This is a genomic window from Maribacter sp. Asnod1-A12 (assembly GCF_045063735.1).
Taxonomy (GTDB): Bacteria; Bacteroidota; Bacteroidia; order Flavobacteriales; family Flavobacteriaceae; genus Maribacter.
This window is the reverse complement of sequence record NZ_JBEFNZ010000006.1, coordinates 2,099,319-2,112,622: the sequence shown is the minus strand read 5'-3', so window position 1 is coordinate 2,112,622 and position 13,304 is coordinate 2,099,319. Positions and strand designations below refer to the sequence as shown.

The window sequence follows — 13,304 nt, the reverse complement described above, 5'->3', positions numbered from 1 at the left end:
ACAACATGAATTAGACACTCATACTGTGTAGCCTTTTAAAAGTGCATATTTAAGTTGTTAGTTGGAAAAGAGCATTAAAATCTTGGCATTTCGCCAGGTTTTGTGCTCTTTTTGTTTTTATTTAATAGTATGTTTTAGCACAATATAAAATAGCAGATGAAGACCGTATAAGTCTACAATATAACTTAATAATCAAATTGATACACTAATATCCATTTACAAATCTGTTTTCCAAATAAATCATAAATGAATTCAGAAATCTAATTACATGAAATGTCTTTACTTTAGAGGAATGAATAACCGCAGAATTTCATTTAATTTGAACATTCAAATTTTTATTGTCCTTATATTTTGCGTGGTCCTAAATTCATTAGCCCAAACACCTTCTGATAGTTCGCGTTATTACAGAAAAGTAATTATCAATCCTGTGAACCAACAAGATCTCCCATCTGGAATTTATTTTTTTACTAAAAAAAAGGAAAATGATCTCAAATCGAAAGATACTCTAAATGCTATTTATGATTTACGTCTACTATCTATTGCCGAATTTAAAATAGGAAACAACTTCAATAGTGAAAACCATATTGTCGAAGCTTTGAATCTTATTCAATCTATGGCTACGAAAGACACTTTAATCAACTCCAGAGTTGGTATCTACAATCAATTAGGGCGAATTTATCGAGCATCAAGCAATCCTAAAGAAGCTATAAAAGCTTTTAAAAAAGCACTTCTAATCGCCAATAAAATAAGAGATAGTGTGGTTGTTCTTAACAATAAAGCTAACGTTTATAAAGATCAATTAGATTTTAAAAATGCATTAGATATTTATACTATTCTTTATGACAAACGAAAACAACTGAAAGATGACCAACAATTAGCAATGGTAATTGATAATTTAGGTTACGTACAATCTAAACTGAATCTATCAGCAGGATTGCAAAATTTAAAAAAAGCACTACATCTACGTGAGACTAAACATGACCTTACTGGTCTTCACTCAAGTAATTCGCATTTATCAGAGTATTATCTAGACCGAAAAGATACTGTTACAGCCCTATTTTATGCAGAAAAGGCATTAAGCTTATCAAATCAAATTAACAGTAGTTCTTTTAGGCTTAACTCTATATCCAACCTTATGAACTTAAGTAACGATTCACTTGTTCATGAATATAAAAGATTAAACGACAGTATAAATGGTGCCAAACAGGCGGCAGAAAATAAAAATGCTTTTCTAAAATATAATGTAGCTGAAGAACAAAAGAAAACTCAAGCGAGTATCCTTCTTCAAGAAATAGAATCTCGTAAACGCTTAGCTTACCAAGCTCTTGCTCTAATCATTTTTTTAATTCTTATTGGATCTTACTTTATTTACAGAAATAGATATAGAAAAGCAAAAATTGAAGAAATCTATAAAACAGAAACTAGAATTTCAAAAAAAGTACATGATGAAGTAGCCAATGACATCTATAAAGTGATGACTTCAATTGAAAATAATTCTATAATCGATAGTCGTATTATTGATGAAATGGAAAAAATTTATAATAAAACTCGAGATATTTCAAGAGAAAGTAGTGTAATTGACCTCAAAGAAGATTTTGGTATTCAATTAAATGATTTATTATTAGGTTATAAGAACAACGAGGTGAAAATCATAACTCGAAATCTATCCAAAATACCATGGAGTTCTGTTCCTGAACTTAAAAAAACTACTGTTTATAGGGTATTGCAGGAACTTATGACAAATATGCGAAAACATAGTCAAGCAACCTTCGTAACTTTAATCTTTCAAAAAGAAGGGTCTAAAATTCATATAAAATATCGTGATAATGGAGTTGGTTGTGATCTTTTTAAAAAAAATGGACTGCAACATACGGAATCCCGTATCGCTTCTTTAAAAGGAACTATTAATTTTGAATCTAAGCAAGGTGATGGCTTTAAGGCATCAATAATAATTTAAGCATGTTCAAAAAAGTTTTAATTGCAGAAGATATGGAAGACATCAACAAAGGTGTACATACTCTACTGACAGAATTAGGAGTTTCAAATATAGATCAAGTTCAATATTGTGATGACGCATATTTAAAGGTCAAAAGAGCTAATCTCGATCATGATTCTTTTGATTTAGTTATTTCCGACCTATCATTTAAAGCAGACCACCGATCACAAACTTACCCTTCTGGCAAGGCTTTAGCAGGAAAATTAAAAGAAGAATTTCCTGAGTTAAAAGTAATAGTCTATTCTGTAGAAGATAGATTGCAAGCAGTACGAACACTTATTAATCAATACCATATAGACGCATATGTGTGTAAGAGCAGGAACGGACTCAAAAATTTAACGACTGCTATAAATGAAATCAGTAATGGAAAAATATATTTATCTCCTGAAGTATCCAATGCTTTCAGTGCCGAGAACGAATTGGAAGTAGACGACTATGATATTTCTTTGTTAGATCACCTTAGTAAAGGACTATCTCAAGATGAAATCAGTGCTTTATATAGAAAACAGAATATTACACCTGCTAGCTTAAGTTCAATTGAAAAACGACTGAATAAATTACGTATTCAATTCAATGCCAATAATGCTATACACCTTGTCGCAATCGTAAAGGATTTAGGTCTTATTTAAAATCTAATATTATACTTCTCTTACGGAAAACCGTAATACTTATTTATAAAATGGAGTTAGGTTTGCCAAGCATAGATGAAGGTATAAACACTAACCTATAACATTTAATGCTATGGCCATCCTGCTGAAAAGGTAATTCGGGGGAACTAACCGATTTGGCAGGTATGGCCTATTTAATATAAACTCGACATATTTGATTTAACTATGAAAAAAAATTTTATATTCTTAATTATACTATCATTGTTCACTCCCAATCAAAATAATGCTCAAGATAACGGTGCTATAGTGGCTGGCGCGGTAGGAACTTTAGCTGCAATTGGGGTTGGCGTAGCTGCTGTTGAACAAATGAAAGAACGGGCTGAACTTACGGCGACAGAATGGTTGCTAGCGAATAACCCTAATATTACAAGCTTCTCGTTAAAAACAATTGATTTTGAAGGTAAGAAACTTAAAGATATGTCATCTGCCTCGGTCATAACTTTTAAAATTCAAGAATTTGTACCGACTGACAAACCAACGTTAGATGGAAAAAAACAAGTATTACTTGGTTTTACAAGTCATGGTTGGATAAATGAATATGGCATTGATTTCAATAAAATAAAATGGTTTTTGATTGACCGAGAAGAATGGACAAACATGATGGTATCTTATGTGAAAGTAGCATCGGGCGAATCAAATAATTCAAAAGTCGAGTCTACTATAACTAATGGAAAAATCGTAAATAAAGGTGTAAAGCTTAAAAATAAAATGACTATCCCATTTTATCAACTTTCTGGAGATATGTATGTTGTCACAGATTATTCTAATGAAATGAAATTTATTTATAATGAAAAATCGTTGGGTGTTTTTTTAAAAGAGACCAGGGATTTAGTACAAATAAAAAGAGGTAGTTTAATCGAACTACACGAATTCTTTTTTGAAGATTAGTTACAATACTGCCGCTATATCTACAGCAACTTTCAATTTACTTTGACCACTACCATAAACTACTCCCTTTAATGGTGGCACATCATAATAATCTCTACCCCAACCGACTATAATATGCTGGTCTTTTGGTATTTGATTATTCGTTGGATCAAAATCTACCCACCCAAAACCAGGTATATAAATAGCAAACCATGCGTGGGATGCATCTGCTCCAATCAACTTCTCTTTACCCGGGGCTGGCAATGTTTCTATGTACCCACTAATATATCTTGCAGGCAAACCAACAGAACGTATACATGCTATGGCTATTTGAGCAAAATCTTGACATACCCCTTTTTTCTCCTTCATTACCTCTTCAATAGGTGTTGAAATGGTAGAGAATTCAGAATCAAAATCAAAATCGGTATATATTCGTTGCATTAGCTCGTATGCTGCTTCAAATACAGAGCGCCCTCCTTTAAAAGATAATTCAGCATAATCTCGAATCGCCTTATCTGTTCTTCTTATAAAAATAGATTCAAGTATATATTGCTTTGCATCTAATATTTCTGCTTGCATACTTTGTAAAGCCTTTAAGGCATCGTTAAGGGTTATCCCCTTACAAGCATCGCTATTAAACGAATCATGAAATTTGGCATATTCCCTATTAATTTTACTTTTTGTTGTAACCTTTAATATATTATGCTCTGTCTGTATGGAAAAACGTGTTATGTAATTACCAAAGAAATCTACACGCTCACTTATCTCTGCTGGCTCTGGAGATATGTCAATAGTATATGACAATAGCTCTTGACCTTTAGACTCTCTAGGTCGTAGCGTTGCAATATTATGACAATAGCTAACAGGTGCATTATATTCGTACTTGGTAATATGTGTAACGTTAAATATCATAATCAAATAGGAAAAGACTGTGTAAATAATTGGGTCTGCTTGTCTGTATGATTGAAATAAGTATTAGAAATAGATTGCGATGCTTTATATAACAACCCTGATAGTTCTTTTAGAAGAATATCCAATTCCTCACGTTTAAAATCTGTTTCAGACTTCGTCAATACCAACTTAGAAGATTCTGCTAAACGTAATTTTGAAAATGCTTCAAACACATATTTTTGATAATTACTTAATTGATGATCATATTTAGAATGTGGCAACCTAGCTATATCTTTTTGAATGCGATTGATCATAAAGGTCAATGAACGAGCATAATCCAAATCTAAAACTATCAATTCTAGTACATGAGCCAATTCTATGTGAGAGCGATAGCTATACCTATAAATGTTAAGACTTTCATGACTGGTCAATAAATATTCTAAAAGGTCGTACTCTACTTGCTCATCATATTTTATGGTTAATAAGGCTCTGCATTTTGTAATATTCAAGGTACTTTGTTCTAATTGTAAGCCAATAAAATATAACAACAAACCTTGCTGCACCATAATACTTTCCTCAATTAGTCCCATAAACGCAATTAAACGGGTAATTAATTGATTCAAGACTTTTAAAATTTTATTTATAGAGTGATCCTCGCCTTCTACTAGAGATGTCCATAATTTCTGAATATTTTCAAATACACGCCACATATCTGATGACCATAAATTACGGATCGAATAATAAGAATTACCGAACATACTTATGGTGTGTGCCAAACTACCTATTCTATTTTTATCTAATATGACCGACAACATTTCTTCATACGGATTGTCCATTGCCAATTTCCCTTCTTTGTCCTTATCTACAAATCCAGGATAAGTTCCAGTTAAATGGGTAACTGCTTTGAACAAAACTTTCAATTTTTCAGAATCTGGCTTTTCATTTCTGTTTTGTACAATTGCCATTTGTCGCATTACAGTACGTAAAAAGCGAGCATTGACCAAAGTACGACCTACATAACGACCAGCCCAATATAGGTTCTCTGCAGTTAAACTGGGTAAATCATTTAATCCAGAAATGGCTATGGATGATTTTTGATGCCAGTGTCTGTTCTTATCTTCACTTATAGGGGTGTCATCTAAAATCCAAAAATCTTTACTAGTACCTCCTCTTTGATTAGAAACCCTAACGGTTTCACCATCTGGCGCTACTCTTACCAAACCACCTGGCATTACAGAATATTGATTTTTTGAGGCTATACAAAATGCTCTTGCAACTACATTTCTAGGCTCTAATTTTTCTTTGGAAAGATTGGGCGCTGTTGAAAAATTAATACGCTCTTGAGCAACAAATCGATATGGGCGTTCTAAAATTACCCTTTGAAGTTCGTCTAATTCTTTAGTGCTCATTTGTTCACCAAAGTAAATACTTTCCCTATTGGTTCGATCTATTCTTTTTATAACTAATTCCGATAAATTCTCAAGTACATAATTCCTCTCCTTTTCTTGACCACACCACCATGAGGCAATTTGTGGTATTTTTAATTCCTCTTCTAAAAAATATTTCGCAATTGCAGGCATAAAAGGTATTAAACCCGGATTTTCTATAACTCCACTTCCGACTGGATTAATTATGGATACATTTTTTCTTCTAACAACATCTAACAATCCCGCGACACCTAAATGAGAATCTTCACGTAATTCTAAAGGATCAGTAAAGGCATCATCTACTCTACGTAATACTACATCTATCTGTTTTAGACCTTGCAATGATTTCATCCAAAGAAAACCATCTCGTACCACCAAATCGTTACCCTGCACTAATGGATACCCTAAAAACGAAGCCATATACGCATGTTCAAAATAAGTTTCGTTATGTGAACCAGGTGTTAGAATAACAATATTAGGATTCTCCTTTTTACCAGGAGCGGCATCGATTAGCATTTGATTGAATTTTCGAAAGAAACCCGACAAACGCTTGACCTTCATTTGTGCATACATATCGGATAGAACTCTACTAGTAGTAGATCTATTTTCTAAAGCATAACCCATACCAGAAGGTGCTTCTGTGCGATCATTGACAACCCACAAACGACCATCTGTTCCTCTGCATAGATCTGCCGCATAAATAGACAGATACTTTTCCAGCTCAAGTTCCATACCTGAACATTGTCTCAGAAAACCTCTGTGACCATAAATAACCTCAAATGGTACTATTCCGTTTTTTATCAATTTGCCTTCACCGTAAACATCTTTCAAAACTAAATTGAGTAATTCCGCCCTTTGCTTTAGCCCTGCTTCAACCTCTGTCCATTCTTCTTGATGCAATATAAACGGAACCACATTCAGGTTCCATGGGCGATGCATTCCTTTAGGGTCATTATAAACGTTATAGGTAACCCCATTTTCAGATAACAACCAGTCAATATCTTTTTGACGAGCGGTCAATCCGGTTACTCCTAATGTATCAAAACTAGTAAATAATTCTTTCCAATAAGGCTTCATTCCGTTATTCAACGAATACATTTCATCATTGCCTTGATGGGTATCATAATTATTCAACCAGGTAGTTTTTGTTGTTGGCATTACTTCTTACGTAAATCTGTTACATGTGGATACTCAGGGTTAACCGGCATCTCTTTGTATACAAATGTATTTGAACCAGCCTTAGGTTCAACCATTCTACCCGTAAAATTTGTTGAAGCAACCAATTCTGTAGGACTTATCGCATCTTGTGTTAAGCCAATATCCCAAAATCTATTAATTCTACGAGATTCTGCCTCAAGACTGTTTACAGGGTACGTATCGTATGAACGCCCACCCGGATGTGCTACAAAATAAGTACATCCTCCAATAGATTTATCGTTCCAATCATCTACTATATCAAAAACTAAAGGAGTGTCGACCCCTATAGTTGGGTGTAATGCCGACCAAGGCTCCCAAGCCTTAAAACGAACTCCTGCTACATATTCTCCTTTTGTGCCGGTAGAACTTAGCTCTATTTTTACTCCGTTACAGGTCAATGAATATCTTTTATTATTAAAATCGTTCACCTTAACCTGCACACGTTCTAATGAGGAATCAACATAACGAGACGTACCACCACCTGTCATTTCTTCTCCAAGAACATTCCAAGGCTCAATAGCCATTCGCAACTCTAATTGTATCGCGTTTATCTCAACCATTCCATATAATGGGAATCTAAATTCAAAAAACGGATCAAACCAATCTAACTTAAACGGATAGCCTGCTTCATTCAATTGCTCTACAATATCCTTTATATCTTCTTTTACATAATGCTCTAACAGATACTTATCATGTAATTCTGTGCCCCAACGCACTAAATCATGTTTATAAGGCTTTTTCCAAAACCAAGACACCAACGTACGTACCAATAACATTTGCATCAAACTCATCTGCGCATGAGGGGGCATATCGAAAGCTCGCAACTCTAATATACCCAAACGACCAGAAGAGGAATCTGGCGAATAAAGTTTATCTATACAAAATTCTGCTCTATGCGTATTACCCGTAATATCTGTTAATAAATGGCGAAACAATCTATCGGTTAACCAAAAAGGAACTTCTTTATCGTCTGGTATTTGAGAAAACGCAATTTCAAGTTCGTACAAGTTTTCTAACCTTGCTTCATCAACTCTTGGCGCCTGACTTGTTGGACCAATAAATGCACCTGAAAACAAGTAGGATAAGCCTGGGTGATGCTGCCAAAAGGTCAATAGACTTCTTAGCAATTGTGGGTTACGTAATAACGGACTATCTGCAGGCGTAATACCACCTAATGTTACATGGTTACCGCCACCTGTACCGGTGTGCTTACCATCTAACATAAACTTTTCGGTACCTAAACGAGCTTGTTTTGCTTCATCATAAAGAGTTAAAGTATTATCGGTCAACTCTTGCCAGTTATTTGCCGGATGTACATTTACCTCAATTACCCCTGGATCAGGTGTTACTTTTAAAACTTCTAATCTATTGTCGCGCGGTGGTTCATAACCTTCTAGAATTACAGGTACATTCAGTTCTTTAGCAGTAGCCTCAATACTTGCCACCAAGTCCAAAAAGTCTTCTGCACTGTCTAATGGAGGTAGATATAAAAATAATTTATTCTCACGAACCTCAGCACAAATAGCCGTACGTACATATGGATGTTTTCTTGGATGAGAAGTAGATTTCAACTTCAATCTTTTCTTCAGTTCGTCATCTGTTTGAGGTAAATCTGGAGTACTCTCAAACAATTCTACTTCAGCAGTTGGTTCTGACGGAATTGGCGGATCTTTTGGTAATGCCGCCAAAGGTAAACGCAAACCAATTGCAGAATTTCCTGGAGTAAGTAACAGATTCTTATTTCTAAACTTCCACCTATTTGTAAGCCATTTATTATTCTTTTTAGTTAACGGATACACATGACCTACCGCTTTTCCAATTCCTTGTTCCAGTATCTCACCCAACTTTCTACGCAAGTGACTATCATCTTTATTATATTTTTTAGGATTTACATCTACAGGTAACTTTCCCTCTTCCCATAAAAAATAAAAAGCATCTTCATAGGCGGGTATTACGCTATTTGTTTTACAACCTAAATAACCACCTAATGTCTTTAAAAATCGTTTTGTAATATTTCGAGGCATTTTATATTCCTCAGAGAATGATGCCAACAAACTTGGATCTTTCCATATTGGTTTTCCATCCTTTCGCCAGTGAATTCCTATTAGCCAACGTGGCAAAGCTTCACCAGGATACCATTTACCTTGTGCATGATGTAACAAGCCACCTTTACCAAAAACCTCTAGCAATCTTATAGATAGTTTACTAGCCAATTCGCGCTTATGTTTTCCGTCGGCAGCGGTATTCCATTCTTCAGATTCCATATCGTCTATAGAAACAAAGGTAGGTTCACCTCCCATAGTCAAGCGCACATCATTTGCTTGCAATTCTTCTTCAACTTTAAAGCCTAAATCATAAATAGCATTCCATTGATCATCGGTGTACGGTTTTGTAACACGAGGCGATTCAAATATTCTAGTAACTGAATTATCGAATTCGAATGTTGTTTCAGCAAAATCTGTAAATCCGCTAACGGGGGCAGCACTCTCATATGACGGTGTACAAGCCAACGGAATATGACCTTCACCAGTAAAAAGTCCAGATGTAGCATCTAACCCTATCCATCCCGCACCTGGCAAATACACTTCCGCCCATGCATGTAAATCGGTAAAATCTTCTTCAGGCCCTGAAGGACCATCTAATGATTTTTCATCAGACTTCAATTGTACCAAATAACCCGATACAAAACGTGCCGCCAAACCTAAATGTCGAAGTGTCTGTACCAGTAGCCAGGCAAAATCTCTACACGAACCTAATTTACCTTCTAAGGTTTCTTCGCAAGTTTGCACCCCTGGTTCCAAACGCAAGGTATAGTTAAGGTAATTGTACAAATCGCTATTTAGACCAATTAAAAAGTCGATACTTCGTTGTGGCGTAAGATCGATTTTAGATAGGTACTCTTTTAAAAGCGGACCGCTTTCTATTTTTTCTAAATATGGCAAAAGCTCTTTTTTAGCTTCTTCAGAATACTTAAAAGGAAATTCCTCACACGCTTCTTCTACAAAAAAATCGAACGGATTTATCGTTTTTAAATCTGCTATAATCTCTACATCTACAGAAAGTTCTGTTGTCTTATCTGGAAACACAATACGTGCCATATAGTTTCCAAAAGGATCTTGTTGCCAATTGAAAAAATGGTTTTCTGGTTTGATTTTTATAGAGTACGCCTCGATGGGGGTTCTACTATGCGGGGCAGGTCGTAACCTAAATATATGAGGCGATAGATTTATACTTCTATCATAGATATACTTTGTTTTGTGTTTAATTGCAACTTTTAATGCCATAATTCAGTGGGATTTCAGTACTAACTAATATAAGCACTAATAACAGTAAAAAGAACACACAATTGCTTAATCGTTAAATTTTTATACATTAAAGAGTTGCAGCCACTTTTATTGATAGATTCCTAATGTAATCTTAGAATTGTTGTTTTTTCTTTGGATAGAATAAATGATAAATGCTGATGATCTAGTAGCACAGATACGTTGAACCTATTTATTATTCGTAAATTGGTTTCAATACCAAACCTTAAGAAAGTGGAAAAGGCAATACAAACCATGATCGATAATATGCCCGAGAAAACTGGGAAATCTTTAAGCGAATGGAAGTCCATTTTGAAAACAAAATCTTTTGCTAAACATTCTGAAGGAGTTAGTTTTCTAAAGAAAGAACATGGCGTTACCCACGGATTTGCAAATACTATTGTCTCTTTATCAAAAGAAGAAAATAATTCTCCTGCCGATTTAGTAGCCCAGCAATATAAAGGGAAGGAAAATTTGACCCCTACTTACGAAGCGCTTTTAAAAACAGTAAAAACATTTGGTGACGATGTTACCATTACCCCAAAGAAAACTACAGTAAGTATTATTCGAAAAAAACAATTTGCACTTATTAAACCCGCTACCAAAACAAGAATAGACCTAGGACTGAAAATAAAAGATAAACCAACTACAGACCGACTAGAATCATCTGGGCCATTTGGTAGCATGTGCACACATAGAGTTCAACTCACTGATGCCAGCCAGGTTGATAGTGAATTAATAGACTGGTTGAAAGAAGCTTATGAGAAAGCCCAATAATACTAAACCCCTAAATGCAACAAAGCCAGTGCATCTTCAGTTTTACCATCTGCCAACCATTGTTGTGCTAGTTTGTGTAATGCAGTTATACTTTCATCGCCATTAAGAATAGATTTCACCTCAGCGTGTTCTGTAATTTTCGCGATAGCTTCTTTAGTTGGCAACTGTTCTAAATTCCCTAACCTTCCTAAATTATTACCTGTTAATACAGTGCTGTTCTGAACAGCTTCCGGTAGCATATCTACGCCAATACCTTTAGTGCGTATTGGTTTAGGTATTTCAAATAGCGCATCGCCATTGGCTCTGCAATACCAATTGCCACCCATGCGTGCCACTAAATCTAACTTTGGAGTATCCAGTTTTCCTTCCGCATCTAAAAATGCTTTTTTTACGTGAATCTGAACTACTTTGGCCAGTACCAAATTACCTGCTCCCGGTCCGTCACCCAAGGCTATTACTTGATCAACAACGCACTCAAATGCTACGGGTGCCTCTCCCACTCTTGGAGGCTGAACTTTATCACTAGGTACTTGCGTAAAACCTGCTTTTACAAATTCATTTACTCCGTCACCATACTCCGTGCTTGACAATGACATTTGCTCTACCATATCATAATTAACGATATTGATTACCGTTTCTTTTACTTCCAAAACATTTTCTAAAGTATGCTTGGTGGTATTATCACGACCTCGTCTAGAAGGTGAGAAAATCATGATTGGCGGATTTACACTGAATAAATTAAAGTAGCTGAACGGACTCAAATTAACATTGCCATCTTTATCGATCGTACTGGCAAAACATATTGGTCTTGGTGCTACGGCCGATAATAAATACCCATGTAATTCTTGTTGAGAAATACTGTTTGGATCTATAGAATTGATTTCTTCGTTCTTTGACATTGTGCTACTATTAAGCTATTTAAAAATTTATTTTATTTACTTGGTAAAATGGTTCCGGTTACTTGTCCGAATCCTACTCGTTTACCATCTTTTTCTGCGAACCCTCTCATTGTCACTGTATCATTATCTTCTATAAAAGTACGTTTGCTACCATCTTTTAATTCAAACGGTTTTTTACCGCCCCAAGAGATTTCTAACAAAGAGCCATATGAACTTTCATCTTTTCCGGAAATGGTACCCGATGCCATGATATCACCTACATTTATATTACAACCGTTTACAGTATGGTGCGCCAATTGCTGCATCATATTCCAATACATATATTTGAAGTTAGATTTGCTGATGGTTGTTTCTTCTGAAGTTGCAGAAGACATCCCCACTTCTAACTGTATATCATAATTTTTTTCTCCGTCGTACTCTAAATACGATAGTACTTCTGGTGATTGCTCGGGACCTTGAACCTTAAATGGTTCTAAAGCTTCTAAGGTTACAATCCAAGGTGACATAGATGATGCAAAACTTTTCCCCAAAAACGGACCTAAAGGCACATACTCCCACTTCTGAATGTCTCTTGCCGACCAGTCATTTAACAATACCAAACCAAAAATATGCTCAGCTGCGTCTTTAGTGGAAACGCGTTCGCCTAGTGCTGTACTTTTACCAACTACAAATCCCATTTCTAATTCAAAATCCAAGTTACCAGAGGCTTTGAAAACAGGAGTTTCCATTTCGTTAGTTTTCACTTGCCCCATAGGTCTGTGAATAGGTGTACCACTGACTACAATTGATGATGCACGACCATGATACCCTACCGGAATATGTCGCCAATTAGGCAACAAAGCATTCTCTGGATCACGAAACATTTTACCTACATTGGTAGCGTGTTCTATACTAGAATAGAAATCTGTATAATCGCCTACATGTACCGGTAAATGCATTTGGACATCTTTCTGCAACACAAAAACTTCTGGATGATTCTTCAAGGGAGAATTCTCAATAACCAACAAGTTCTGAATATCTAAACGTACCTTATTGGTGATTTTTTTTCCTAACGAGATAAACTCATTTAACGTTTTCTGTCTAAAATAAGCAGCACCTACCTCTATTAGACCCAGCTCTGAAATTGCTGCCAAATCAAGTATCTGTTCCCCAATAGCTATTCCTGCTTTTGCTTCTTCATCATTTACGGAGAAGATGCCAAAAGGAAGATTATAGATAGAAAAATCAGATTTTTCAGGCACAGAGACCCATGTATGTAGTGTTGTCAAGTTTGTATTTCT

General features: G+C 35.4%; 9 protein-coding genes. 4 read left to right on the top strand and 5 right to left on the bottom strand.

What is annotated here, in order from left to right; all coding sequences use genetic code 11:
• Positions 1 to 292: 292 nt before the first annotated feature.
• The 3 genes from ACJJVP_RS09000 (at position 293) to ACJJVP_RS08990 (ending at position 3,552) form a co-directional block, all read left to right on the top strand.
• A complete protein-coding gene (locus ACJJVP_RS09000) occupies positions 293 to 1,957 on the top strand; it encodes an ATP-binding protein (RefSeq protein WP_405412911.1) in 1,665 nt (554 codons plus the stop codon).
• Between the two features lie 2 nt (positions 1,958 to 1,959).
• Positions 1,960 to 2,625 (top strand): response regulator, encoded by a 666-nt coding sequence (locus ACJJVP_RS08995; protein WP_405412908.1) that lies wholly within the window; start codon positions 1,960 to 1,962, stop codon positions 2,623 to 2,625.
• Positions 2,626 to 2,829: 204 nt separating this feature from the next.
• Positions 2,830 to 3,552 (top strand): hypothetical protein, encoded by a 723-nt coding sequence (locus ACJJVP_RS08990; protein ID WP_405412905.1) that lies wholly within the window; start codon positions 2,830 to 2,832, stop codon positions 3,550 to 3,552.
• Here ACJJVP_RS08990 and ACJJVP_RS08985 read toward each other — a convergent pair whose 3' ends face one another.
• From ACJJVP_RS08985 to ACJJVP_RS08975, 3 genes are read right to left on the bottom strand one after another with little or no spacing between them, the layout of a single operon-like run.
• Entirely contained in the window at positions 3,553 to 4,443 is an 891-nt protein-coding gene (locus ACJJVP_RS08985; protein ID WP_405412903.1) for a transglutaminase N-terminal domain-containing protein, read from the bottom strand.
• Positions 4,444 to 4,445: 2 nt separating this feature from the next.
• Positions 4,446 to 7,007 (bottom strand): circularly permuted type 2 ATP-grasp protein, encoded by a 2,562-nt coding sequence (locus ACJJVP_RS08980; protein WP_405412900.1) that lies wholly within the window; start codon positions 7,005 to 7,007, stop codon positions 4,446 to 4,448.
• Positions 7,007 to 10,330 (bottom strand): DUF2126 domain-containing protein, encoded by a 3,324-nt coding sequence (locus ACJJVP_RS08975; RefSeq protein WP_405412898.1) that lies wholly within the window; start codon positions 10,328 to 10,330, stop codon positions 7,007 to 7,009. The genes ACJJVP_RS08980 and ACJJVP_RS08975 overlap by 1 nt, the downstream gene beginning before the upstream one ends.
• A 252-nt stretch (positions 10,331 to 10,582) precedes the next feature.
• On the opposite strand from ACJJVP_RS08975, the gene ACJJVP_RS08970 reads away from it, so the two are divergent.
• Positions 10,583 to 11,125, top strand: a complete 543-nt coding sequence (locus ACJJVP_RS08970; protein WP_405412896.1) for a DUF4287 domain-containing protein — start codon at positions 10,583 to 10,585, stop codon at positions 11,123 to 11,125.
• 2 nt (positions 11,126 to 11,127) lie between these two features.
• Here ACJJVP_RS08970 and ACJJVP_RS08965 read toward each other — a convergent pair whose 3' ends face one another.
• Together ACJJVP_RS08965 and fahA are read right to left on the bottom strand one after the other, a co-directional pair.
• Positions 11,128 to 12,024, bottom strand: a complete 897-nt coding sequence (locus ACJJVP_RS08965; protein WP_405412894.1) for a flavin reductase family protein — start codon at positions 12,022 to 12,024, stop codon at positions 11,128 to 11,130.
• 32 nt (positions 12,025 to 12,056) lie between these two features.
• Entirely contained in the window at positions 12,057 to 13,292 is a 1,236-nt protein-coding gene (fahA, locus tag ACJJVP_RS08960) for a fumarylacetoacetase (RefSeq protein ID WP_405412891.1), read from the bottom strand.
• Positions 13,293 to 13,304 lie beyond the last annotated feature (12 nt).